This window comes from Stutzerimonas kunmingensis (genome assembly GCF_021432085.1).
Taxonomy (GTDB): domain Bacteria; phylum Pseudomonadota; class Gammaproteobacteria; order Pseudomonadales; family Pseudomonadaceae; genus Stutzerimonas.
The window spans coordinates 1,013,717-1,038,219 of the sequence record NZ_CP090366.1 but is presented as its reverse complement, the minus strand read 5'-3'; the positions used below and the strand labels follow the sequence as shown (position 1 = coordinate 1,038,219).

Below are 24,503 nucleotides of genomic sequence, written 5' to 3'. Positions count from 1 at the left end.
GCATGTATATCTACCGACTGGTGCTGCTCCTGGTGGTGGGGATCTATCTGTTCTCCCCCGCCATCATGGACTGGTGGATCGACCCCAACGGGGCCTGGTATCGGCCCTACGTGCTGTGGCTGATCCTCATCGTGGTGACCTTCATCCTCCAGAGCCAGCGTGATGCAGACGAGCTTTAGCCTGAGCCACCTGATCCTGATCAGCGTTGCCTACCTGATCATGCTGTTCGGCGTCGCCTGGGTCAGCGAGCGCGGATTGATTCCTCGCTGGGTAATCCGCCACCCGCTGACCTACACATTGTCGCTGGGCGTCTACGCCAGCGCCTGGGCCTTCTACGGCACGGTAGGTCTGGCCTACCAGTACGGTTACGGCTTTCTCGCTACCTATCTCGGGGTCTGCGGTGCTTTCCTGCTGGCGCCGGTGCTGCTCTATCCGATACTGCGGATCACCCGCACCTACCAACTCTCGTCACTGGCCGATCTGGTCGCCTTCCGCTTTCGCAGCACCTGGAGCGGGGCGCTGACCACGCTGGTCATGCTGATCGGCATGCTGCCGTTGCTCGCCCTGCAGATCCAGGCGGTGGCCGACGCCATCGGCATTCTCACTCTGGAGCCGCTGCAGGAGCGCGTGGCGCTGGGCTATTGCCTGATGATCATGCTGTTCACCATCCTCTTCGGCGCCCGCCACATCGCCACGCGGGAGAAGCACGAAGGCCTGGTGTTTGCCATCGCCTTCGAATCCATCGTCAAGCTGGTGACCTTCGGTGCCATCGGCCTCTACGCCCTGTATGTGGTATTCGGCGGCCCGCATCAGCTGGAGATCTGGCTGCTACAGAACCAGTCGGCGCTGCAGGCATTGCACACGCCCTTGCAGGAAGGGCCCTGGCGCACACTGCTGCTGGTGTTCTTTGCCTCGGCCATCGTGATGCCGCACATGTATCACATGACCTTCACCGAGAACCTTGATCCTCGCGGCCTGGTGAGCGCCAGCTGGGGCCTGCCGCTCTATCTGCTGCTGATGAGCCTGGCCGTGCCGCTGATCCTCTGGGCCGGACTCAAGCTGGGGGTCAGCACCAACCCCGAGTACTTCACCTTGGGCCTGGGCATCGCCGCACAGAGCGAAACCCTGGCGCTGCTGGCCTTCGTCGGCGGTCTCTCGGCATCCAGCGGGCTGATCATCGTCAGCACCCTGGCGCTATCGGGCATGGCGCTCAACCACTTGGTGCTGCCGCTGTATCAGCCATCCAGCGAAGGCAACATCTACCGCTGGCTGAAGTGGACGCGCCGCAGCCTGATCTTCGCCATCATCATGGCCGGTTACGGCTTCTACCTGCTGCTCGGTGCCGAGCAGGACCTGTCCAACCTCGGCATCGTCGCCTTCGTCGCCACCCTGCAGTTCCTGCCGGGCGTGCTGTCCGTGCTCTACTGGCCGACCGCCAATCGCCGCGGCTACATCGCGGGCCTGCTGGCCGGCATCGGCGTCTGGGTAGTGACCATGCTGCTACCGCTGGTGGGCAACCTGGACGGCTTCTACATTCCGCTGTTCAACGTCGTCTATGTACTGGACGACACCAGCTGGCACCTGGCGGCAATCGCGTCACTGGCGGTCAACGTCCTGGCGTTCTCGCTGTTCTCGATCTTCAGTGAAACCAGCCCCGAGGAGCAGAGCGCTGCCGAGGCCTGCGCCGTAGAGAACGTCCGCCGCCCGCAACGGCGCGAACTGATCGCCGCCTCACCACAGGAGTTCGCCACTCAGCTGGCCAAGCCACTGGGCGCCAAGACCGCGCAACGGGAGGTGGAACAGGCCCTGCGCGATCTGCAGCTACCGTTCGACGAGCATCGCCCCTACGCGCTGCGCCGCCTGCGCGATCGTATCGAAGCCAATCTGTCCGGCCTGATGGGCCCCAGCGTAGCCCAGGATATCGTCGAGAATTTCCTGGCCTACAAGAACGGTGCCGACGGCTACATCACCGAGGACATCCACTTCATCGAAAGCCGGCTGGAGGAGTATCACTCGCGCCTGACCGGCCTGGCCGCGGAATTGGACGCCCTGCGCCGCTATCACCGGCAAACACTGCAGGAGCTGCCCATGGGCGTCTGCTCGCTGGCCAAGGATCAGGAAATCCTCATGTGGAACCGTGCGCTCGAGGAACTCACCGAGATCCCCGCGCTGCAAGTCGTCGGCTCGCGCCTGACGACCATCGCCGAACCCTGGCGCAGCCTGCTGAGCGACTTCATCGAGCAGGCCGATGAACACCTGCACAAGCAGCGGCTAGCACACAATGGGCATCGCCGCTGCCTCAATCTGCACAAGGCAGCCATTGCTGAGCCACTGGCACCGGGCAACAGCGGCCTCGTGCTGCTGGTCGAGGACCTGACCGAAACACAGCAGCTCGAAGACCGCCTGGTTCACTCCGAACGCCTGGCGAGCATTGGCCGCCTGGCCGCCGGCGTGGCACACGAGATCGGCAACCCGATCACCGGCATCGCCTGCCTGGCGCAGAACCTGCGGGACGAACGCGAAGGCGACGGGGAGATCGTCGAGATCAGCGGCCAAATCATCGAGCAGACCAAACGCGTATCGCGCATCGTGCAATCGCTGATGAGCTTCGCCCACGCCGGCGAGCGCCAGCACCAGCTGTATCCGGTGAGCCTGGCGCAGGTGACGCAGGACGCCATCGGCCTGCTCTCGCTCAACCGCAACCGCACCGAAGTGCAGTTCATCAACATCTGCGATCCGACGCACTTCGCCGAGGGCGATCCGCAGCGCCTCGCCCAGGTGCTGATCAACCTGCTATCCAACGCCCGCGACGCGTCGCCGCAAGGCGGCTTGATCCGCATCAGCAGCGAAGTTGCCGAACAGACGGTGTACCTGACGGTGGAAGACGAAGGCAGCGGCATTCCGAAGGACATCCAGGACCGGCTGTTCGAGCCATTCTTCACCACCAAGGACCCTGGCGAAGGCACCGGCCTGGGCCTCGCGCTGGTCTATTCGATCATTGAAGAGCATTATGGCCAGATCGATATCGACAGCCCGGCCGACCCGGAAACACAGCGCGGCACCCGTTTTCGCATCACCCTGCCGCGGCATGTCGAAGCGTCCCATGCCGTAAGTTGAAGAGGCGACTGCCGTACCGGCCCTTTACCGGTTATGCCTCCAGACCGTCGAGAGAGTACTGATGTCACACATTCTGATCGTCGAAGACGAAACCATCATCCGCTCCGCCCTGCGACGCCTCCTCGAGCGTAACCAGTACGAGGTCAGCGAAGCCGGCTCGGTGCAGGAAGCACAGGAGCGCTACAGCATCCCGGGTTTCGACCTCATCGTCAGCGACCTGAGACTTCCCGGCGCCCCCGGCACCGAGCTGATCAAGCTCGCCGAAGGTACGCCGGTGCTGATCATGACCAGCTACGCCAGCCTGCGCTCGGCCGTGGACTCGATGAAGATGGGCGCAGTCGACTACATCGCCAAACCGTTCGACCATGACGAGATGCTGCAGACCGTGGCACGCATCCTCACCGACCATCAGCACAACACCGCGGTACAGGCGCAGCCCTCCCGTGGCGCAAGCGCCGCCTCAGCGACAACCGACCGAGAAGACATCGGCATCATCGGCCACTGCGCGCCCATGCAGGACCTGTTCGGCAAGATCCGCAAGGTCGCACCGACCGATTCCAACGTGCTGATCCAGGGCGAATCGGGCACCGGCAAGGAACTGGTCGCCCGCGCTCTGCATAACCTCTCGCGCCGCGCCAAGGCCCCGATGATTTCCGTCAACTGCGCGGCCATCCCGGAAACGCTGATCGAATCCGAACTGTTCGGGCACGAGAAAGGCGCCTTCACCGGCGCCAGCGCTGGCCGCGCCGGGCTGGTCGAAGCCGCTGACGGTGGCACTCTGTTTCTCGACGAGATCGGCGAACTGCCGCTCGAGGCACAGGCACGTCTGCTCCGGGTCCTGCAGGAAGGCGAGATCCGCCGGGTTGGCTCGGTGCAATCGCAGAAGGTCGATGTGCGCCTCATCGCCGCCACTCACCGCGACCTGAAAACCCTGGCCAAGACCGGGCAGTTCCGTGAAGACCTCTACTACCGGCTGCACGTCATTGCGCTCAAGCTGCCGCCGCTGCGTGAGCGGGGTGGTGACGTGCTGGAGATCGCCAAAGCGTTCCTGGCACGCCAGGGTGAGCGCATGAGCAGCGACGACCTGCATTTTTCCCGCGATGCCGAGCAGGCGATCCGTCACTACTCGTGGCCGGGCAACGTTCGCGAGCTGGAAAACGCGATCGAGCGCGCAGCCATTCTCAGCGAAAGCCCGGAGATCGATGCCGAGCTGCTGGGCATCGATATCGAGCTGGACGAACTGGACGACGATTTCGACGAGCCCCTTGGCACCATTCGCGGCATTGCCACGGGCAACGAGCCGACCGAGGATCTGTCGCTGGAGGACTACTTCCAGCACTTCGTGCTCGAGCATCAGGATCACATGACCGAGACCGAGCTGGCTCGCAAGCTGGGCATCAGCCGCAAATGTCTGTGGGAACGCCGCCAGCGCCTGGGCATTCCGCGGCGCAAGTCGAGTAGCGCGGCCGGGTAATCTGTTACCGCCCGCCATGACTCGTAACAAAAACCGGGAGCAACGGTAACGCTGCCCCGGTTTTTTATTGCCCGTCTCAGTCTAGATAATGACCAAGTCGTTGATAAATAAGAACTTTCAAAATCTGGCACGGCAACTGCTTACTTATAGGCACAACAACAATAACAAGCAGATCCCACAATAAGAACAAGACGTAACGGCTCCAGCAAAATAACGACAAGAAGGCGGAGGCGCAGCTAACTGATTCTTTTGGAGAGGACTTGCCACGGGGTTCGCCCCACGACCAGGCCGAGAACAACAAAAAACTGCATCAGCAGGGCCCGCACTGGTTGGATCGAAGATCAAGGCAAAGTCAGCGACCAAAGAAATCCGTTTGCTATTAGCTCCCAGTGTGGAGTGCTCCTGACGGCCACGGCCCGATGGAACAGGCGAACAACAAAAACAGCAACGCCTGAGCGACTAATAACAATAAAGCACGCAACAGTATTCAAAGGGGAGCTTCGGCTCCCCTTTGTGCTATCCGGGGCTTACCCATTTTCCTTCACAGCAGTCTTACTGCTCGACAATCGCGTGGCCTCCGCCCTGCGCCAAGCACTGCCTGCGTGACGCGGCGCACGATGCTTTTTGACACCTCCCTGCGCATCGTTCAACATCCAGCACTCTCGGTGCTAGAATCCGCGCAGGTTTCGCGGCCATTCGCGACACCGGCCCGTCTTCCGCCACACAGTTGCCCCCCATGCTGAAAAAGCTGTTCCAGTCTTTTCGTCTTCCTCTGCGCCGCATCCCGCATCCCCGCCGCACACCTGAAATTCTGTCCAGCCGGCAGCATTCCCTGCATCGCAACGAGATCAGTCGTTACGCGGTGAGCGTGGTCGAACGACTGCAGCAGGCGGGTTACGAGGCATATGTGGTCGGCGGATGCGTGCGCGACCTGCTGCTGCAGCTGAATCCCAAGGATTACGACGTCGCGACCAGCGCGACCCCCGAACAGGTCCGCGCCGAATTCCGCAACGCTCGCGTGATCGGACGCCGTTTCAAGCTGGTGCATGTTCATTTCGGTCGCGAGATCATCGAGGTCGCCACCTTCCGCGCCAACCATCCGGAAGAGGATGACGACGACGCCAGCCATCTCGCTTCGCGCAACGAGAGCGGCCGCATCCTGCGTGACAACATCTATGGCACCCTCGAAGACGACGCCCAGCGCCGCGACTTCACCATCAATGCGCTGTATTACGATCCGACTACCGAGCGCATCCTCGACCACACCCGTGGCGTACACGACATCCGCAATCGCCTGATCCGTCTGATCGGCGACCCCGAGCAGCGCTACCAGGAAGACCCGGTGCGCATGCTGCGTGCGGTGCGTTTCGCCGCCAAGCTCGACTTCGAGATCGAACGGCACAGCGCCGAACCCATCGTCGACCTCGCCGACCTGCTCGACGGCATTCCCTCGGCACGCCTGTTCGACGAAGTGCTCAAGCTATTCCTCGGCGGCAAGGCCGAGCGCACCTTCGAGCTACTGCTCGAATACGATCTCTTCGCCCCGCTGTTCCCGGCGAGCGCCACAGCACTCGAGCGCAACCCGGAATACGCCGGCACGCTGATCCGCAACGCCCTGGCCAACACCGACCTGCGCATTCAGCAGGGAAAACCTGTGACGCCGGCATTCCTCTTTGCCGCACTGCTCTGGCCCGCCCTGCCCGCCCGCGTACTGGAACTGCAGGACCGTGGCATGCCGCCGATCCCGGCGATGCAGGAAGCGGCGCACGACATCATCTGGGAGCAGTGCCAGCGCACTGCGATTCCGAAACGCTTCACCATCCCCATGCGCGAGATCTGGGACATGCAGGAGCGCCTGCCGCGCCGCCAGGGGCGCCGCGCCGATCAGTTGCTGGAAAATCCGCGCTTCCGCGCCGGCTACGATTTCCTTCTGCTACGCGAAAGCGCCGGAGAGAAAACCAACGGCCTAGGCGACTGGTGGACCGAATATCAGGAAGCCAGCGACAGCGAACGTCGCAACATGATTCGCGGCCTCAGCAACAAGGAAGAAGCCGGCGGAGCGAAGAAGCGTCGTCGCGGGGGGCGCCGCCGCCGTGGTCCGGGCGACAACGCCGCCAACCCGGCCGAGTAAATGGAACGCGTCTACATCGGCCTGGGCAGCAACCTGGCCGATCCGCAAAAGCAACTGCGCGGCGCCCTGCAAGCGCTGGCTGACTTGCCACAGAGCAGTCTCGCAGCAGTATCGTCACTCTATGCCAGCGACCCACTCGGACCAGCCGACCAACCACGTTACGTCAACGCCGTAGCCGCACTGGACACCAGTCTCGCGCCGCTCGATCTGCTCGACGCCCTGCAACGCATCGAGCAGGCCCAGGGTCGCGAGCGCAAGGCGGAGCGCTGGGGCCCGCGTACGCTGGATCTGGACATCCTGCTGTTCGGCGATCGCCTGATCGCCGAACCCCGTCTGCAGGTTCCGCATTATCACCTGCAAGCCCGCGCATTCGTGCTCTACCCGCTCGCTGAAGTCGCTCCGGCGGAGTTGCTGCTGGCCGATGGTCGCCGACTCGTCGACCTGCTCGCTGCCTGCCCCTTCAGCGGTCTCGAGCGGCTTGGCGATGACGGTGTCACCGCCGCGGTAACGAACGTAACGCGCGGGTAACACTCGCGATTGACTTACTCTGTCGCCGCCGGGACTATAAGCGCCCTCTGCCATCCGCGGCCCCATGCACCCAACCGGTGCACCGCGCGGCAACCCTGACCTCCGAGGCTCGAAGAGGACGGCATTCATGCCAGACGTAACCCTGACCACGCTGCAAGGGCTCAAGCAGAAGGGCGAAAAGATCGTCATGCTCACCTGCTATGACGCCACCTTCGCCAAGACCGCCTGCGATGCGGGCGTCGAGATGCTTCTGATCGGCGATTCACTCGGCATGGTCCTGCAAGGTCACGACAGCACCCTGCCGGTCACCGTTGCCGACATGGCCTATCACACCGCCAGCGTCAAACGCGGTAATCGTGGCGCGATGATCGTCGCCGACCTGCCGTTCATGGCCAACGCCACCACCGAGCAGACCCTGAACAATTCGGCCGTGCTGATGCAGGCTGGCGCACACATGATCAAGCTGGAAGGCACTGCCTGGCTGGCTGAGTCGATCCGCCTGCTGGCCGAGCGTGGAATTCCAGTCTGCGCACACATGGGCCTGACGCCACAGGCGGTCAACATCTTCGGCGGTTACAAGGTACAAGGCCGCGAGGAAGCCCAGGCACTTCAGATGCTGGAGGACGCCAAGGCGCTGGAAGCCGCCGGTGCAGCCATGCTGCTGCTCGAATGCGTACCCAGCGAACTGGCTGCGCGCATCACCCGGGCGGTGCAGATTCCGGTGATCGGCATCGGCGCCGGCAGCGACACCGACGGCCAGGTGCTGGTGTTGCACGATATGCTCGGGCTCTCGCTCGGTGGCCGCGTACCGAAGTTCGTCAAGAACTTCATGCGCGAGCACGGTGACATCCCGTCCGCCATCGCCGGCTACGTGAAAGCCGTCAAGGCCACCGAATTCCCCGCAGTCGAACACGGTTTCTCCGCATGAACATCGTCAAGACCATCGCCGACCTGCGTGCCGCAGTGTCCCGCGCTCGTGGGGAAGGCAAGCGCATCGGCTTCGTACCGACCATGGGCAACCTGCACGCCGGCCACATCGCGCTGGTGAAGAAGGCCGGGCAGCGCGCCGACTTCGTGGTCGCCAGCATCTTCGTCAATCCACTGCAGTTCGGCCCCAACGAAGACCTGGACAACTACCCGCGCACCCTCGCTGCGGATCAGGACAAGCTGTTCGAAGCCGGCTGCCACCTGCTCTTTGCGCCGAGCGTCGAAGAGATTTATCCGCACGGCCAGGCCCAGCAGACCATCGTTCGCGTGCCCGGCGTTTCCGAAGGTCTCTGCGGTGGCAGCCGCCCCGGGCATTTCGACGGTGTATCCACCGTGGTCAGCAAGCTGTTCAACATGGTGCTGCCGGACCTCGCCGTATTCGGTCAGAAAGACTTCCAGCAGCTGGCGGTGATCCGCACCATGGTCCGCGATCTGAACATGCCGGTGCAGATCCTCTCGGAGCCGATCGTTCGCGCCGCCGATGGCCTGGCGCTGTCTTCACGCAACGGCTATCTGAGTGCAGACGAGCGCGCCACGGCTCCGTCGCTGTACCGCACCCTGAGCCAGCTGGACGTAGCGATCCGGGGCGGTCGCCGCGACTACCCGGCGCTGATCGCCGAAGGCCTGAGCGCTTTGCAGGCTGCCGGCCTGCGTCCGGACTATCTGGAGATTCGCAACGCAATCGACCTGCAGCCAGTCAGCGAGCGCTCCACCGAGCTGGTCATCCTCGCCGCCGCCTACCTGGGCAAGACGCGGCTGATCGACAACCTGCTGGTGGACATCCACACATCGGCCTGATCCCAGCCATTTGCCCGCAGCCTTGATCACGTTCGAGGCTTAAGGCACACTCTGCGCCGCTTGCGCACCCGGAGGACCCCGCCATGCACGCCATCATGCTCAAGGCCAAACTGCACCGCGCCCAGGTAACTCACTCGGTGCTCGATTATGAAGGTTCCTGCGCCATCGACGGCGAGTGGCTGGACCTGGCCGGCATCCGTGAATACGAACAGATCCAGATCTACAACGTCGACAATGGCGAGCGCTTCACCACCTACGCCATCCGCGGCGAGGAAGGTTCGAAGATCATCTCGGTCAACGGTGCCGCTGCTCACAAGGCCGGTGTCGGTCACCGCCTGATCATCTGCGCCTACGCCCACTACAGCGAGGCCGAGCTGGCCAATTTCAAACCGCATGTGCTTTACATGGGTGCCGACGGCGAGCTGAGCCATACCAGCAACGCAATCCCGGTACAGGTCGCCTGAGCCACCGTTCAGGTGTCGTCGAATAGAAGCCCGAAGTGTTCTGCACTTCGGGCTTCTTCGTTTGAACATGGCTGAATGGTCGATAGGTGCGAGAGTGAAAGCACGGGCTCGAGCAGAATAGAAGGCAATGGCCCGGAACGGAGTGGGGGTTTCCCCTGTCTGAGCTGACTCTGATGGCATAGGATGTGCCTTCACCGGCTCGGTGAAAGCCGGGTTCGGCCAGCATCCGCAGCATTCAGGAGGAGTGCCGGCGCGCCCGCACGGTCATACACATTACTGAATCCCGTCGCGACCAACGCGCGCCTGCGCGTGCAACTGCAGGGGTTCAGCGGCCTGTCAAAGCAAAGGAAGCCGCATCACCATGAGCTACTACCAGCATCCGCTCGATGTCACCGGCCTGCCGTCCTGGAAGGCCCTGGAAGAACACCGCCTGGCCATGCAGAACTTCAGCATGCGCGAAGCATTCAAGGCCGACCCGACGCGCTTCGATGATCTGTCGGTTTCCTGCAGCGGCCTGTTTCTCGACTACTCGAAGAACCTCATCACGCCCGAGACTCGCACCCTGCTGGTGAACCTGGCCCGCGAGGCTGGCGTCGAGCAGGCAGCCCATGCGATGTTCGAAGGCGAGCGCATCAACGCCTCGGAAAACCGTCCCGTGCTGCACACCGCCCTGCGCCGCCCGATGGGCGAATCGGTGATGGTCGACGGCAAGAACATCATGCGTGACGTGCACACCGCGCTGGCGCAGATGACCGACATCGTCACCCGCATCCACAACAACCTATGGCGCGGCTTCAGCGACAAGACCATCACCGACGTGGTGAACATCGGCATCGGCGGCTCGTTCCTCGGCCCGCAGCTGGTATCCGAGGCGCTGTTGCCGTTCACTCAGCACGGCGTACGCACGCACTACCTGGCGAACATCGACGGCAGCGAATTCCGCGAAGTGACCGCCAAGCTGAATGTCGAAACCACGCTGTTCATCATCTCCAGCAAGACCTTCGGCACCCTCGAGACGCTGAAGAACGCCCAGGCCGCACGCACCTGGTATCTGGGCAAGGGCGGCACCGAAGAGAAGCTCTACCGCCACTTCATCGCCGTCACCAGCAACAAGCAGGCGGCGGTCGAATTCGGTATCCGCGAAAAGAACATCTTTCCGATGTGGGACTGGGTCGGCGGTCGCTATTCGCTGTGGTCGGCGATCGGCTTGCCCATCGCCCTGGCGATCGGCATGTCCAACTTCAAGGATCTGCTGTCCGGCGCCTACAGCATGGACCAGCATTTCCTCAGCGAGCCGTTCGAAAGCAACATGCCGGTGCTGCTGGCGATGCTAGGCGTCTGGTACCACAACTTCTGGGGTGCACAGAGCTACGCGTTCCTGCCTTACGACCACTACCTGCGCAACTTCGTCAAACACCTGCAGCAGATGGACATGGAGTCCAACGGCAAGAGCGTGCGCCAGGACGGCACACCGGTGTCCTGCACCACCGGCCCGGTGATCTGGGGCGGTGTCGGCTGTAACGGCCAACACGCCTACCACCAGCTGCTGCACCAGGGCACACCGCTGATCCCGGCCGACTTCATCGTGCCCGTGGTCAGCCACAACCCTGTCGCCGATCACCACGAGTGGCTCTACGCCAACTGCCTGTCGCAGAGCCAGGCCTTGATGCGCGGCAAGACGCGCGAAGAAGCCGAGGCTGAACTGCGCGCCAAGGGCCTCAGCGAAGCCGAGGTGCAGCGTCTCGCCCCGCACAAGGTGATCCCCGGCAACCGCCCGAGCAACACCGTGGTGATGGAAACCATCAGCCCCGGCCGCCTCGGCGCACTGATCGCGCTGTACGAGCACAAGGTCTTCGTTCAGGGCGTGATCTGGGGGATCAACTCCTTCGACCAGTGGGGCGTGGAGCTCGGCAAGGATCTGGGCAAGGCCGTCTACAACCAGATGACCCGCTTCGATGCTGCGCCCGCAGAGGATGCCTCCACCCAGGGCCTGATCGACTTCTTCCGTGGTCGCCACCGCGGCTGATATCGCCCCTCGACCGGACAACAGTGCGGCGCTGCTGTCCGGTCTCTCCTCCTTCCCCCGTTACCACCGCCAATTGGCGAGCCCTCTGCGTCTGTTCAGGTAACATCGCCGCTTGCCAAGCCAACAGCGCTGTCGCCATGGAATTCATTCGCCGTCATATCGAAACCCGCGTGCTCAGCCTTACCGGGCTGGCGATCGGCGGTGTCGATTACGAAAATCCTCCGGGCGATCCCGGCCTGTTCGGGCCTGAGTCAGTGTGCTGGCGGGTGCATGGCGACTTCACCTCGATGATGGTCGGCGGAATTTCCGCATTGCTGTTGCAGGCGCTGCACCCGTTGGCGCTGTCCGGCGTCTGGGATCACTCTAATTTTCGCGAGGACCTGCTCGGCCGCCTGCGGCGCACCGGGCAGTTCATCTCCGCCACTACCTTCGGTAGCCACGCCGATGCCGACCGACTGATCGAGCGGGTCAAGCGGATTCATGCAGGCGTATCCGGTACGGCGCCGGATGGTCGTCCCTACGCCGCATCGGATCCCAACCTGCTGACCTGGGTGCACGTCGCCGAGGTCAGCAGCTTTCTCAAGTCACACTTGCGCTACCTCAATCCTGACCTGCCGGCGGCCGAACAGGATCGCTATTACGCCGAGGTGGCGCTGATCGCCGAGCGCCTCGGCGCCGGTGACGTGCCGCGTTCGCGCGCGCAGATCGAGGCTTATCTCAAGCGCACCAGCCCCCAGCTCCGGAGCGACGAGCGTGCGCTGGAAATCCTGCAGATACTGCGTACCGCCCCGGCGCCCAGCCCCCTGCTCAGGCCCTTCGGAACGCTGATGCTGCACGCTGGTGTCGAGCTCTTGCCCGAATGGGCTCAGGAAATGCTTGGCCTGACACTGAGCGAAAGCCGACGCCAGCTGATCCGCACCGGGGTTCGCAGCACCGCGCCGGTAGTGCGCTGGGCCGTACGCAGCGGCTCCGTACACCGCGCGCGTCGACGCATGGGCCTGCCGCCACGCTAGCGCCAGGCAACCAGCGCAGCGATTCTTGATAGACTGCGCGCCCTTCTATTTCGAGTCGCCGCGCATGTCATCCCTCGCCCAGGCGCTGCGCGCCGCCTTCGATAGCCGCCGCCCACTGCTCGACGAATTGCAGCAGCAAGGCACCGATTGCTACCGGCTGTTCCATGGCAGCCAGGAAGGCGCGGCCGGCTTGACGGTCGATCGCTACGGCCCACAGCTGATGGTGCAAAGCTTCCATCAAGCGCTCGACGCGCAAGCGCTGCAGAGCATCCATGACGAATCCACCGACTTTCTCGGGCAACCGCTCCAGCTCATCTACAACGATCGCTCGCAGAGCAACTCACGGATCGACCGCAGCAACCAGGCGCATCAACCTGAGGATGTGGCGCTGGAAGATCAGGTCGCCCATGAGTGGGGCCTGCGCTATCGCGTGCGAGGCCGCCACAGCGGGCAGGACCCACTGCTGTTCCTCGACCTGCGCAACGCCCGCGGCTGGGTCAAGCAACACAGCGCCGGCAAGTCGGTACTCAATCTGTTTTCCTACACCTGCGGCGTCGGCCTGTGTGCTGCCGCAGGCGGTGCAGCGGAAGTCTGGAATGTCGATTTCGCCGAGCGCAACCTGGCAGTGGGTCGGGAGAACGGCGCGCTGAACCCTTCCCTACCGCCGATGCAGTTCGTACATTCCGACTACTTCCCGGCGATCCGCCAATTGGCCGGTCTGCCGGTCAGCGCCCGTCGCGGACGAGCCTTGCCGGACTACCCGCGCCTGGTACAACGTCAGTTCGATCTGGTACTGCTCGATCCGCCCGCCTGGGCACGCAGCGCCTTCGGCACGGTGGACCTGCTGCGCGACTATCAGAGCCTGCTCAAACCGGCGTTGCTGGCAACCGCTGAAGATGGGGTGCTGATCTGCTGCAACAACCTGGCGAAGGTATCGATGGATGAGTGGCGGCCCCTGGTGCGGCGCTGCGCCGAGAAGGCCGGCAGGCCGGTACGCGAATGGCAGGCGCTGGCACCGGCTGCCGACTTCCCCTCGCGCGATGGGCTGCCCCCACTGAAGACCCTGATTCTGCGGCTTTGAGCGCATTGCCCGTATCGTTCGATTCGGGGAACCGCGTACGCGTGCCATACTCCAAGGCAACCATCCGCCAGGAATACTTCCGGTCATGCCCAATGGAATGAAGCGTGCGTTCACCGGGGTGGCGCTCGTGCTGATCTGCTACAGCCTGCTTGGCTTTCTGATCCTGCCGGGTATCGCCCAGCGCATCGCCAATCAGCAGCTTGCGGCCTACGCAACCGTGCCGGCCAGCCTGCAACGTATCGAATTCAACCCGTTCAGCCTCGAGCTCTCGCTGTTCGGCCTGCGCATCGGCGAGCAGGACGATCGTCAGCTGGCCTTCGAGCGGCTCTTTCTCGACCTGCAGTGGGACAGCCTCTGGGAACGCACGCTGCACCTGGCCAATGTCGAGCTTATCGAGCCGGACGTCGAGGTGCGCTTCGCCGAAGATGGCACGCTCAATCTCAGCCAGCTGTTCGAGGTGCCTGAATCAGAGCCGACGACCAGCGAGGGCGGTGACATCTTTCCGCTGCGCATGGATCGTCTGCAGCTGGCAGGCGGCCGCCTAACCTTCATGGACCAGCGTCCGAGCGAACCCATTGCCCTGGTCTACGATTCACTGGATTTCGAACTACACAATCTCGCCACCCGCAGCGACGGCAGCGCCGATGCCCGTCTAACCGCCAGCGGGCCGAGCGGTGGGCGCATCGACTGGCAGGGCGATATCAGCCTGCAACCACTGACATCCAGCGGTCAGTTACAGATCAGCGATCTCCAGCTCAAGGACCTGTGGCCCTATGTACGCGACGCCGTGCCGCTGACACTCAAGGATGGCAGTCTCCAGTTCAGCACGAACTATCGCCTGGACCTCAGCGATGACCTCGCGCTGCGACTGGAGAATGCCAAGGCCGCACTCGGCCCATTGGCCCTCGACAGCCCTGATGGGCACAAGCTGATCCGCATGGAGCGACTCGAGCTGAGCGAAACGTCGCTTGACCTAGCCAGGCAGCAGATCAGCATTGGCAAACTGCGCAGCCGCAATCTGGAAACCTGGGCGGCCCGGGAAGCGGACGGAGAACTCGACTGGCAGAAACTGTTCGCCTCGACCAGCGACAAGACAGATGCCGACGCGCCGGCCACGGACGACACAGCAAAGGGAGCCAACGCACCCTGGCAGGTGTTGTTACGCGACGCTCAGTTGCGCGACTACCGGGTCCATCTCGTCGACCGCGTCCCGGACGACGAAGTCGCGCTGGAGCTGGGCCCGCTAGATCTGAACATCAGCGAATTCGACAGCCTCGGCACCAGCCCCTTCTCCCTTGAACTGGAAACCGGAGTCGGCAAGCAAGGCGCCATCCAGGCCAACGGGCAACTACAGATGAGCCCCGTGAGCGGCAAGCTGGCGGTGACCACGCGAGATATCGACCTGCGCATCGCTCAGGCCTATCTCAGCCCACTGGTCCATCTGGAAGTCCGCAGCGGCCTGCTGGCCAGCGAACTCGAGGTCGAGCTGAAGTCCACCGAGCCGCTGGCCTTCAGCGTTCGGGGCAGCGTAGACGCCACTCAGCTGCATACGCTGGACACGATCAACAATCGCGATTTCGTCAAATGGCAGCGCCTGCAACTCAGCGGCCTCGACTACCAGCACCCGAGCGGCCTGGCAATCGAGCGCGTCGACCTCAGCCAGCCTTATGCGCGCTTCATCATCAACCCGGACCTGAGCACCAACATCAACGACCTGCTGGTCGAGCGCAGTGAGGCTGGGGATGACAACGCACAGGCACAAGACTCCTCCGAGCCGCTGGCTATCCGTATCGGCGGCATTGCCATTGCCGACGGCTCGGCGAACTTTGCCGACTTCAGCCTGCGACCGCCCTTCGTCACCGCCATCCAGTCGCTCAACGGAAATATCGGCACCCTGGACAACCGCAAGCAGAAAGCCGCCTCGGTAAATGTCGCCGGCAAGGTGGATCAGTATGCGCCGGTCAGCATCAAGGGCAGCCTGACGCCTTTCGATCCACTGCAGAGCCTCGACATCGCCACGAGCTTCCGCCAGGTCGAGTTGACCACGCTGACGCCCTACTCCGGCAAATTCGCCGGCTACCAGATCCGCAAGGGCCGCCTCAATCTGGATCTGCATTACCGGATTGAGCAGGGTCGTCTAAACGCAGAAAACAAGGTCGTTCTGGAGCAGCTGCAGCTTGGCGAGAAGGTCGACAGTCCTGATGCCGTGGATCTGCCTGTTCGGCTGGCGGTCGCCCTGCTCAAGGACAGCAAGGGCACCATCTCCATCGAATTGCCGGTGCAGGGCAACCTGAACGACCCGCAGTTCAGCGTCATGCCGATCGTCTGGCAGACGCTGCGCAATCTGGTGGTTCGCGCAGCCCAGGCGCCATTCAAGTTCATAGCCGGACTGGCCGGCGGAAGCGACGCCGACCTCAGCCATGTCGGCTTCGAACCGGCCAGCAGCGAGCTGGATAGCGAAGCGCGCAAACGTCTGGACACGCTGGCCTCAGCCCTGAAGCAACGTCCGGCTCTACGCCTGGAGGTGGAAGGCATGAGCGCCGCTGCCGTCGATGGCGCGCTGCTGGCCGAGCAACGCCTACAGCAGGAGTTCCGCGAAACCCAGTATCGAATCCTGCAGCGTCGTGGCGACAAGGTGCCCGCGGACGCCAGTCAGATCCAGGTCGAAGCGGAAGACGAGGCCGCGTTGCTGGAAGGCATCTACCGCAGTCGCCTCAAGCAGCAGCCGCTAGCCGAGTGGCGTGAACTGGACGACGAAGAGCGCGCCGCACAGATGCGCAAGGCCGTGCTCGATTCCTGGAGGGACAGTGCAGCGTTGCTGCGCCGCCTCAGCCGCGAACGTGCGGCCGCGATAAAGGGCTATCTGGTAGACGTGGGCCTGGACTCGGAGCGGGTGTACCTGCTGGACACCGGCACAACCGAACAGGGAAGCGACGGTAAGGTCGCGACGGCGATGCACCTGGGGAGTGAATGATGATCTCGCGTAAATACGTTGTTGCTTGTGTACTGCTGGCCGCGTTTTCCGGGGCTCACGCCGATACCCTTCGTTGCGGGAGCCAGCTCGTCACCACGGGTGACCGCGCCTTCGAAGTGGAAAGCAAGTGCGGCGTGCCGCAGCACCGCGATCTTGTCGGCTACACGCTCAGCCGTAACGACCGCCAGGAGTTCGCGCTGGAGGAATGGGTTTACGGTCCGCGTAATGGCATGCTCAGCATCCTGACCTTCGAAGGCAACCGCCTGGTTCGCATTGAAACCCGCAGAGCCAACTGATCCCCTGGAGCCATACCGATGGACCGTCGCGTTCCCGCCACACTTCTGCTTTGCCTGTTGCTGGTCACCCTGCAAGCGCAGGCCTCTTCTACCTATCGCTGCAACAGCCGCCTGGTGAGCCTGGAAGCCACCACGGCCGAGGTTCGCAGCAAATGCGGCGAGCCATCCAGCGCCGCCTTGGTAGGTTACAAGGAGATCGTTGATGATCATGGCTACCAACAGGAGGTGCCGGTCGAGGAATGGGTCTACGGGCCGAACAACGGCATGCTCCATTTCCTGCGATTCGAAGGCAATCGTCTCCGGCAGATCACCAGTGAGCGAGGAAACTAGGACACAAAAAACCCCACTATAGAGTGGGGTTTTCTGATTTGCGCCCCGCCAGCGACTGGCGAGGAGAACTCTGTTACTCGGCGGCTTTCAGGCCGTCGGCAGAGACTTCACGAACGCCTTTGATGCCCTTGGCCTTGGCCACGGCAGCTTCTTTCTCGGCTTCGGTAGCTACGGTCCCGGACAGCGAAACAACGCCATCCTTGGTTTCCACTTCTATGTCCATGCCGGGAGTCGCGTCTTCGGCCAGCAGGGTGGATTTCACCTTGGTGGTGATCCAGGTATCGGAAGCAGCATCACCGGCATCGTCCATAGTGTTGGCGGCCAGCATGACGGTATCGGTCTTGTCGATGGCAGGCGTGGTATCGGCCAGAGCGGCGCCGGCGAACGGCAGGCTAAGAGCAGCGGCGATGGCAGCGGCAGTAAGTGTCTGAGTAGTCTTCATAGATGTCACTCCTGTTCTCGTGGTTTCTGGGGCATGACTCCGGCCTCAGATGCACGAATAACAGCGCAAGCGTTGTGCCAACTTGAATTTATTTTTTTATCCTTAATAATCAATAAGTTATGCATGGCAGCAATTAACGATTTACTTGCACATTGCAAGTTTCCCCCGGCCGCTGCGTGCATCTTGCAATCTCGTACAGGCATTGAATAAATATCACGACCAAACAAAAAGGGCCCGAAGGCCCTTCTGTTCAACTGCCAGCTGTCAAACGCCAGAGGCTTCAGCGGCGGCAACGTCCTTGATGGAGAGCTTGATACGGCCGCGGTTGTCCACGTCCAGCACCAGCACCTTCACTTCCTGACCTTCTTTAAGCACATCGGTGACTTTCTCGATACGCTGATCGCTGATCTGCGAGATGTGCACCAGGCCATCCTTGCCCGGGAGGATGTTTACGAACGCGCCGAAGTCGACGATGCGCTCGATCTTGCCGACGTAGATCTTGCCGATTTCGGCTTCAGCGGTGATGCCCAGTACGCGCTGCTTGGCCGCCTCTGCCGCTTCCTTGGTTTCGCCGAAGATCTTGATCGAGCCATCGTCTTCGATGTCGATCGAGGCCTTGGTCTCTTCGCAGATAGCGCGAATGGTAGCGCCGCCCTTGCCGATCACGTCGCGGATCTTGTCCTGGTCGATCTTCATGGCGATCATGGTCGGCGCGTTGGCCGACAGCTCGCTGCGTGACTGGGCGATGACCTGGTTCATCTGGCCGAGGATGTTCAGGCGAGCTTCCAGAGCCTGCTCCAGCGCCTGCTCCATGATCTCTTCGGTGATTCCCTGGATTTTGATGTCCATCTGCAGCGCGGTCACGCCCTTGGCGGTACCGGCTACCTTGAAGTCCATGTCGCCCAGGTGATCTTCGTCACCGAGGATGTCGGTCAGAACGGCAAACTTCTCGCCTTCCTTGACCAGACCCATGGCGATACCGGCCACCGGAGCCTTCATTGGCACACCAGCGTCCATAAGGGCCAGGGAAGCACCGCAGACGGAAGCCATGGAGGACGAACCATTGGATTCGGTGATTTCCGACACTACACGGATGGTGTAGGGGAATTCGTCGGCGCTCGGCAGCATGGCGGCGACGCCACGACGGGCCAGACGACCGTGGCCGATTTCGCGACGGCCAGTAGCACCCATGCGACCACACTCGCCCACCGAGTACGGCGGGAAGTTGTAGTGCAGCATGAAGGGGTCTTTCTTCTCGCCTTCGAGGGTGTCGAGCAGCTGCGCGTCACGGGCAGTGCCGAGGGTCGCAACGACCAGGGCCTGGGTCTCGCCACGGGTGAACAGTGCCGAACCGTGGGTCTTGTCGAGCACGCCGACTTCGATGTTCAGCCCGCGAACGGTACGGGTGTCGCGACCGTCGATGCGCGGCTTGCCATTGACGATGTTCTCGCGAACGGTGCGATATTCGATCTCACCGAAGGCATCCTTCACTTCGCCGGCAGACGGCTGGCCTTCTTCACCGGAGAACTTGGCAACGACCTGGTCCTTCAGCTCACCCAGGCGCGCGTAGCGGTCCTGCTTGATGGTGATGGTGTAGGCCTGGGAGACGGCTTCGCCGAACTCGGCACGGATGGCATCCAGCAGTGCGGTATTGGCCCGCGGAGCGGTCCAGTCCCAGCGCGGCTTGCCGGCTTCAGCGGCGAGCTCTTCGACCGCCTTGATCACAGCCTGGAACTCGTCGTGGGCGAACAGGACGGCGCCCAGCATCTGATCTTCGGTCAGCTCTTTGGCTTCCGATTCGACCATCAGTACGGCGTCTTTGGTGCCGGCTACGACCATGTCCAGGCTGGAGGCCTTGAGCTGCTCGTAGTTCGGGTTCAGCAGGTAGCCGGTTTCCGGATGGAAAGCCACGCGTGCGGCACCGATCGGGCCGTCGAACGGAATGCCGGAAACAGCCAGAGCAGCCGAAGTACCGATCATCGCGGCGATGTCCGGGTCAGTCTTCTTGCTGGTGGAAACGACGGTACAGATGACCTGCACTTCGTTCTGGAAGCCTTCCGGGAACAGCGGACGGATCGGACGATCGATTAGACGCGAGGTCAGGGTTTCCTTTTCGGAAGGACGCGCTTCACGCTTGAAGAAGCCGCCGGGGATCTTGCCGGCTGCGTAGGTCTTTTCCTGGTAGTGGACCGAGAGCGGGAAAAAGCCTTTGCTCGGGTCGGCGGTCTTGGCGCCAGTGACAGCGACCAGTACGGTCACGTCGTCATCGACGGTGACCAGCACTGCGCCGGAGGCCTGGCGGGCGATACGACCCGTTTCCAGGGTTACGGTCGACTGACCGAATTGAAACTTCTTGATTACCGGATTCACGGTTTTTCCTTCTCTTTGTTGCCTTGGGGAAATTGGCAGAACGTTCGGGAGTCGGCCCGAAACGACCTGCAAGAAAGCCAAAAGCTGGAAGACCGAAGCTGATCGAGGGATATCCCACTTTCAACTTCAGGCTTCCAGCTTCCGGCTTCCAGCGCGGGCGCGTCTTAGCGACGCAGACCCAGACGACCGATCAGGGTGCTGTAACGAGTGGTGTCCTTACCCTTCAGGTAATCCAGCAGCTTGCGGCGCTGGTTAACCATACGGATCAGACCACGACGCGAGTGGTGGTCTTTGCCGTTGGCCTTGAAGTGGTCCTGCAGCTTGTTGATGTTGGCGGTCAGCAGGGCTACCTGCACTTCCGGAGAACCGGTATCGCCTTCAGCTTGCTTGTACTCGTTAACGATCTGGGCTTTTTCTTCAACGCTCAGTGCCATGATAGGGCTCCTTGAGTGAACAGGCCGGGAATCATCCCGTGTTTAATAAAGAGAAATGACCGTGCCTGCTGACAGCCACCCTCTGACGCAACGCGCGAACGCGCCGCGTAACGGTCATTCCGACCGAATCAACCGACGTGGCGCGATGCGCCCGTCTTCGCTCACTTCACCGATGCCGATGAAGCGACCATTGTTATCCTGTACGCGAACCATGCCGTACTTGGGAGCTTCTGGCGCCCGCACCGGTTGTCCATGCAGCCAGTAATAGGCACTGTGCTCGGACAACTGCAACAACGGCCAATGCTCAAGTCCGCTGTCCACCGGTTGCAAGAGACTATCCAGCGCCTCGGCACCACCCTCACCATGCAACTGCTCAAGCGCTTCGAGCGTTACCGTCTGCGACAGGTCGAACGGCCCGGCCTGGGTTCGCCGCAGCTCGGCAACATGCGCACCACAGCCGAGCAACTGGCCGATGTCTTCGACCAAGGTGCGGATATAGGTGCCTTTGCTGCACGCAACGACCAGTCGCGCCTTGTCGCCGTCGAGCGAGAGCAACTCCAAGCGCGCAATATTAACAGAACGCGGCTCGCGCTCCACCACCTCTCCGGCACGCGCCAGTTTGTACAGCGGCTGGCCATCGCGCTTGAGTGCCGAATACATCGGCGGCACCTGCAGGATGTCACCGCGAAACTGCGGCAACAGCGCCTCCAACTTCTCGACGGTAACCGCTACCGGCTTGCGCTCCAGAACCTCACCTTCGGCATCAGCAGTGGTCGTGGTGACCCCCAGCTGCATGACCGTCTCGTAGGCCTTGTCCGCGTCCAGAAGGTACTGCGAGAACTTGGTGGCCTCGCCAAAACACAGCGGCAACACACCAGTGGCAAGAGGGTCGAGACTTCCGGTATGCCCAGCTTTTTCCGCGTTGAGCAACCAGCGGACCTTCTGCAACGCAGCATTGGAGGTGAACCCGCGCGGCTTGTCGAGCAGGATGATGCCATTGACGTTACGGCGTACACGCTTGACCTGTGCCACGCTTATTCTCCGCGCTCGTCGCTGTGCTTGCGATCTTCCGCCACTGCGCGCTCGATCAGCGAGCTCAACTCGACACCACGACGAATGCTGGCGTCGTAGTTGAAATGCAGTTGCGGAACAGTGCGCAGCTTCATGCTCTTGCCCAGCTGCATGCGCAGGAATCCGGCAGCGTCGTTAAGGATGCGCAGGTTGCCCTTGACCGCCTCCTGGTCGTCATCTTGCCCCATGATGGTAATGAAGATCTTCGCGTGGGAAAGATCACGACTGACGTCGACCGCAGTGATGGTGACCAGACCCAAACGCGGATCCTTGATCTCACGCTGAATGAGCAGCGCCAGTTCGCGCTGCATCTGATCGCCGATACGCTGGGTACGACTGAATTCTTTGGCCATAAATTTCCACCCGTTTAAAAGCCGAAAGCTGGAAGCTCGAAGCAGTGACCGCATTCAGGCGGCCACCGACTCCTTGCTTCCAGCTATCAGATTGACGCTTGCTTACAGCGAACGCGCCACTTCGACCTTCTCGAACACTTCGATCTTGTCGCCGACCTTGACGTCGTTGTAGCTCTTCACGCCGATACCACACTCCATGCCGGCACGGACTTCCGCGACGTCATCCTTGAAGCGGCGCAGCGATTCCAGCTCGCCTTCGAAGATGACGACATCGTCGCGCAGGACGCGGATCGGGCGATTGCGATGCACCAAGCCCTCGGTGACCATGCAACCGGCGATGGCGCCGAACTTCGGCGAGCGGAACACGTCACGAACTTCGGCGATGCCGAGGATGTTCTCGCGAACGTCGCTGCCGAGCATACCGGTGAGCGCCTTCTTGACGTCCTCAATGATGTCGTAGATGACGTTGTAGTAGCGCATGTCCAGACCTTCGGCCTCGACGATCTTGCGCGCCCCCGCATCAGCCCGAACGTTGAAGCCGAACAGCACGGCGTTGGAGGCCAGTGCCAGGTTGGCATCGGATTCGGTGATACCACCGACACCGCCACCCACCACACGAACCTGCACTTCGTCGTTGCCCAGGCCGTTGAGAGAGCCCTGCAGCGCTTCGAGCGAGCCGCGCACGTCTGCCTTGAGCACGATGTTGAGCGTCTTCTTCTCGTCCTGACCCATGGTCTCGAAGATGTTCTCCAGCTTGCCGGCATGGGCACGAGCCAGTTTCACTTCGCGGAACTTGCCCTGGCGGAACAACGCAACTTCACGGGCCTTCTTCTCGTCAGCCACAACGGTCAGGTCGTCACCGGCTTCCGGCGTACCATCCAGGCCGAGGATCTCGACCGGAATCGACGGGCCGGCTTCCTTCACAGGCTTGCCGTTCTCGTCGAGCATCGCACGAACGCGACCGAAGTTGACGCCACACAGGACCATGTCACCCTGACGCAGGGTACCGTCCTGAACCAGCACGGTGGCTACCGGACCGCGACCCTTGTCAAGGCGCGACTCGACCACCACACCGCGACCAGGCGCAGACGGCGTTGCCTTGAGCTCGAGGAGCTCGGCCTGCAGCAGAACGGCTTCGAGCAGTTCGTCGACGCCGGTACCCATCTTCGCGGAGACCGGAATGAACGGCGTGTCGCCGCCCCACTCTTCCGGAATCACGTCGAGCGCGCCCAGGCCGTTCTTGATGTTGTCCGGATTCGCATCCGGCTTGTCGATCTTGTTCACCGCGACCACGATCGGTACGCCGGCAGCCTTGGCGTGCTGGACGGCTTCCTGCGTCTGAGGCATCACGCCGTCATCCGCCGCGACCACCAGGATCACGATGTCGGTGGCCTTGGCACCACGAGCACGCATGGCGGTAAACGCAGCGTGACCAGGGGTGTCGAGGAAGGTAACCATGCCACGCTCGGTTTCGACGTGATAGGCACCGATATGCTGGGTGATACCACCAGCCTCGCCGACAGCCACCTTGGCGCGACGAATGTAGTCGAGCAGCGAGGTCTTGCCATGGTCAACGTGACCCATCACGGTCACGACCGGCGCACGCGAGACCGACTCACCTTCGAACTTCAGCAGCTCGGCCAACTGCTCTTCCAGAGCGTTGTCGCTGACCAGCTTGACCTTGTGGCCCAGCTCTTCGGCAACCAGCTGAGCAGTTTCCTGATCCAGCACCTGGTTGATAGTGACGGGCGAGCCCATCTTGAACATGAACTTGATGACTTCGGCCGCTTTCACCGACATCTGCTGGGCCAGTTCGGCCACGGTGATGGTTTCGCCGATCGACACTTCGCGCACTACAGGTCCTGTTGGGCTCTGGAACCCATGCTGATTACGCTTCTTGAGCTTGGACTTGCCGCGACCGCCGCGACGGAAACCATCAGCCTCGTCTTCACCGGTACGTACGGTACGCGCCAGCGGAGCCTTGGTCTTGAGCGAAGGACGATGCTGCGCATGCTTGCGATCACGACGCTCGTCGTCATCACTGCGTGGCTTCTCGACACGACGAGGCTCTTCCTTCTTACGCTCAGGCGCAGGAGCTACAGGCTCGACCGCAACCGGTGCAGGTTCGGCGCTCACCGCCGGCTCAACAGCTGCTGGCGTAGAGGCCTCGCCCTGAGGCTTGACCGACTCAGCCTGACGGCGTGCTTCTTCTTCGGCACGCTCGCGCGCGTCCTGCTCGGCCTTCAGGCGAGCAGCCTCTTCAGCCGCGCGTTGCTCCTCGGCTTCGCGACGCTGTTCGGCTTCGATTTCCTCGGCGCTGCGCTTGACGAAGGTCTTCTTCTTGCGCACTTCAACGCTGATGGTCTTGCTACCGCCAACCTTGAGTTTGGTAGTGGTCTTACGCTGCAAGGTGATCTTGCGCGGCTCGTCCACTTTCGCCCCGTGGCTGCTTTTCAAATGGGCCAACAGGGCCTGTTTCTCGTTATCGGTCACTACTTGCTCGGCGCTGGTGTGCGACAGTCCTGCCTCACGCATCTGCTGAAGCAGTCGCTCGACCGGTGTGGCGACCACCTGGGCCAGTTCTTTCACCGTGACTTGCGTCATGCATTTCTCT

General features: G+C 62.2%; 20 protein-coding genes. 14 read left to right on the top strand and 6 right to left on the bottom strand.

Annotation, left to right across the window (positions count from 1 at the left end):
- The first annotated feature begins 2 nt into the window (after positions 1-2).
- The 14 genes from LW136_RS04795 to LW136_RS04730 all read left to right on the top strand — a co-directional run bounded on the left by LW136_RS04795 (position 3) and on the right by LW136_RS04730 (position 17,219).
- The gene (locus LW136_RS04795) at positions 3-179 is read left to right on the top strand and encodes a hypothetical protein (RefSeq protein WP_003284901.1); all 177 of its coding nucleotides are present in this window, start codon (positions 3-5) and stop codon (positions 177-179) included.
- A complete protein-coding gene (locus tag LW136_RS04790; RefSeq protein ID WP_234174719.1) occupies positions 163-3,117 on the top strand; it encodes a sensor histidine kinase in 2,955 nt (984 codons plus the stop codon). Before LW136_RS04795 ends, LW136_RS04790 begins: the two co-directional genes overlap by 17 nt.
- A 61-nt stretch (positions 3,118-3,178) precedes the next feature.
- Complete coding sequence (locus LW136_RS04785) at positions 3,179-4,591, top strand: sigma-54-dependent transcriptional regulator (RefSeq protein WP_041016135.1); 1,413 nt, start codon at positions 3,179-3,181, stop codon at positions 4,589-4,591.
- Positions 4,592-5,327: 736 nt separating this feature from the next.
- The gene (locus LW136_RS04780; protein WP_230358402.1) at positions 5,328-6,722 is read left to right on the top strand and encodes a polynucleotide adenylyltransferase PcnB; all 1,395 of its coding nucleotides are present in this window, start codon (positions 5,328-5,330) and stop codon (positions 6,720-6,722) included.
- Positions 6,723-7,250, top strand: a complete 528-nt coding sequence (gene folK / locus LW136_RS04775) for a 2-amino-4-hydroxy-6-hydroxymethyldihydropteridine diphosphokinase (RefSeq protein ID WP_046620306.1) — start codon at positions 6,723-6,725, stop codon at positions 7,248-7,250.
- Between the two features lie 127 nt (positions 7,251-7,377).
- A complete protein-coding gene (panB, locus tag LW136_RS04770) occupies positions 7,378-8,178 on the top strand; it encodes a 3-methyl-2-oxobutanoate hydroxymethyltransferase (RefSeq protein ID WP_014819250.1) in 801 nt (266 codons plus the stop codon).
- On the top strand, positions 8,175-9,035 hold the full coding sequence (gene panC, locus LW136_RS04765; protein ID WP_014819249.1) for a pantoate--beta-alanine ligase: 861 nt from the start codon (positions 8,175-8,177) through the stop codon (positions 9,033-9,035). Before panB ends, panC begins: the two co-directional genes overlap by 4 nt.
- Before the next feature lie 83 nt (positions 9,036-9,118).
- On the top strand, positions 9,119-9,499 hold the full coding sequence (gene panD / locus LW136_RS04760; RefSeq protein ID WP_014597581.1) for an aspartate 1-decarboxylase: 381 nt from the start codon (positions 9,119-9,121) through the stop codon (positions 9,497-9,499).
- Between the two features lie 361 nt (positions 9,500-9,860).
- The gene (gene pgi, locus LW136_RS04755; protein ID WP_014819248.1) at positions 9,861-11,525 is read left to right on the top strand and encodes a glucose-6-phosphate isomerase; all 1,665 of its coding nucleotides are present in this window, start codon (positions 9,861-9,863) and stop codon (positions 11,523-11,525) included.
- Positions 11,526-11,662: 137 nt separating this feature from the next.
- Positions 11,663-12,538, top strand: a complete 876-nt coding sequence (locus LW136_RS04750; protein WP_234174718.1) for an oxygenase MpaB family protein — start codon at positions 11,663-11,665, stop codon at positions 12,536-12,538.
- 64 nt (positions 12,539-12,602) lie between these two features.
- Positions 12,603-13,619, top strand: coding sequence for a class I SAM-dependent rRNA methyltransferase (locus LW136_RS04745; RefSeq protein ID WP_234174717.1), 1,017 nt, complete (start codon positions 12,603-12,605; stop codon positions 13,617-13,619).
- Positions 13,620-13,704: 85 nt separating this feature from the next.
- Positions 13,705-16,593: a DUF748 domain-containing protein gene (locus LW136_RS04740; RefSeq protein ID WP_234174716.1), complete on the top strand. Its 2,889-nt coding sequence runs from the start codon at positions 13,705-13,707 to the stop codon at positions 16,591-16,593.
- Positions 16,593-16,889 (top strand): DUF2845 domain-containing protein, encoded by a 297-nt coding sequence (locus LW136_RS04735; protein ID WP_014819244.1) that lies wholly within the window; start codon positions 16,593-16,595, stop codon positions 16,887-16,889. The genes LW136_RS04740 and LW136_RS04735 overlap by 1 nt, the downstream gene beginning before the upstream one ends.
- An 18-nt stretch (positions 16,890-16,907) precedes the next feature.
- Complete coding sequence (locus LW136_RS04730; RefSeq protein ID WP_042924350.1) at positions 16,908-17,219, top strand: DUF2845 domain-containing protein; 312 nt, start codon at positions 16,908-16,910, stop codon at positions 17,217-17,219.
- Positions 17,220-17,292: 73 nt separating this feature from the next.
- On the opposite strand, the gene LW136_RS04725 is transcribed toward LW136_RS04730, so the two are convergent.
- The 6 genes from LW136_RS04725 to infB all read right to left on the bottom strand — a co-directional run bounded on the left by LW136_RS04725 (position 17,293) and on the right by infB (position 24,493).
- Positions 17,293-17,661, bottom strand: a complete 369-nt coding sequence (locus LW136_RS04725) for a BON domain-containing protein (RefSeq protein ID WP_041016127.1) — start codon at positions 17,659-17,661, stop codon at positions 17,293-17,295.
- Between the two features lie 264 nt (positions 17,662-17,925).
- Positions 17,926-20,031, bottom strand: coding sequence for a polyribonucleotide nucleotidyltransferase (gene pnp / locus LW136_RS04720; RefSeq protein WP_230358394.1), 2,106 nt, complete (start codon positions 20,029-20,031; stop codon positions 17,926-17,928).
- Between the two features lie 164 nt (positions 20,032-20,195).
- A complete protein-coding gene (rpsO, locus tag LW136_RS04715) occupies positions 20,196-20,465 on the bottom strand; it encodes a 30S ribosomal protein S15 (RefSeq protein WP_003293213.1) in 270 nt (89 codons plus the stop codon).
- Between the two features lie 114 nt (positions 20,466-20,579).
- On the bottom strand, positions 20,580-21,497 hold the full coding sequence (truB, locus tag LW136_RS04710) for a tRNA pseudouridine(55) synthase TruB (RefSeq protein WP_234174715.1): 918 nt from the start codon (positions 21,495-21,497) through the stop codon (positions 20,580-20,582).
- A gap of 2 nt (positions 21,498-21,499) precedes the next feature.
- A complete protein-coding gene (gene rbfA, locus LW136_RS04705) occupies positions 21,500-21,889 on the bottom strand; it encodes a 30S ribosome-binding factor RbfA (RefSeq protein WP_003280893.1) in 390 nt (129 codons plus the stop codon).
- Positions 21,890-21,991: 102 nt separating this feature from the next.
- On the bottom strand, positions 21,992-24,493 hold the full coding sequence (gene infB / locus LW136_RS04700) for a translation initiation factor IF-2 (RefSeq protein ID WP_044315672.1): 2,502 nt from the start codon (positions 24,491-24,493) through the stop codon (positions 21,992-21,994).
- Positions 24,494-24,503 lie beyond the last annotated feature (10 nt).

What these genes read in the sequence shown, in the direction of transcription:
- LW136_RS04795 (WP_003284901.1), top strand. Translation starts at nt 3, where the DNA reads ATGTATATCTACCGACTGGTGCTGCTCCTGGTGGTGGGGATCTATCTG.
- LW136_RS04790 (WP_234174719.1), top strand. Translation starts at nt 163, where the DNA reads ATGCAGACGAGCTTTAGCCTGAGCCACCTGATCCTGATCAGCGTTGCC.
- LW136_RS04785 (WP_041016135.1), top strand. Translation starts at nt 3,179, where the DNA reads ATGTCACACATTCTGATCGTCGAAGACGAAACCATCATCCGCTCCGCC.
- LW136_RS04780 (WP_230358402.1), top strand. Translation starts at nt 5,328, where the DNA reads ATGCTGAAAAAGCTGTTCCAGTCTTTTCGTCTTCCTCTGCGCCGCATC.
- folK (WP_046620306.1), top strand. Translation starts at nt 6,723, where the DNA reads ATGGAACGCGTCTACATCGGCCTGGGCAGCAACCTGGCCGATCCGCAA.
- panB (WP_014819250.1), top strand. Translation starts at nt 7,378, where the DNA reads ATGCCAGACGTAACCCTGACCACGCTGCAAGGGCTCAAGCAGAAGGGC.
- panC (WP_014819249.1), top strand. Translation starts at nt 8,175, where the DNA reads ATGAACATCGTCAAGACCATCGCCGACCTGCGTGCCGCAGTGTCCCGC.
- panD (WP_014597581.1), top strand. Translation starts at nt 9,119, where the DNA reads ATGCACGCCATCATGCTCAAGGCCAAACTGCACCGCGCCCAGGTAACT.
- pgi (WP_014819248.1), top strand. Translation starts at nt 9,861, where the DNA reads ATGAGCTACTACCAGCATCCGCTCGATGTCACCGGCCTGCCGTCCTGG.
- LW136_RS04750 (WP_234174718.1), top strand. Translation starts at nt 11,663, where the DNA reads ATGGAATTCATTCGCCGTCATATCGAAACCCGCGTGCTCAGCCTTACC.
- LW136_RS04745 (WP_234174717.1), top strand. Translation starts at nt 12,603, where the DNA reads ATGTCATCCCTCGCCCAGGCGCTGCGCGCCGCCTTCGATAGCCGCCGC.
- LW136_RS04740 (WP_234174716.1), top strand. Translation starts at nt 13,705, where the DNA reads ATGCCCAATGGAATGAAGCGTGCGTTCACCGGGGTGGCGCTCGTGCTG.
- LW136_RS04735 (WP_014819244.1), top strand. Translation starts at nt 16,593, where the DNA reads ATGATCTCGCGTAAATACGTTGTTGCTTGTGTACTGCTGGCCGCGTTT.
- LW136_RS04730 (WP_042924350.1), top strand. Translation starts at nt 16,908, where the DNA reads ATGGACCGTCGCGTTCCCGCCACACTTCTGCTTTGCCTGTTGCTGGTC.
- LW136_RS04725 (WP_041016127.1), bottom strand. Translation starts at nt 17,661, where the DNA reads ATGAAGACTACTCAGACACTTACTGCCGCTGCCATCGCCGCTGCTCTT.
- rpsO (WP_003293213.1), bottom strand. Translation starts at nt 20,465, where the DNA reads ATGGCACTGAGCGTTGAAGAAAAAGCCCAGATCGTTAACGAGTACAAG.
- rbfA (WP_003280893.1), bottom strand. Translation starts at nt 21,889, where the DNA reads ATGGCCAAAGAATTCAGTCGTACCCAGCGTATCGGCGATCAGATGCAG.
- infB (WP_044315672.1), bottom strand. Translation starts at nt 24,493, where the DNA reads ATGACGCAAGTCACGGTGAAAGAACTGGCCCAGGTGGTCGCCACACCG.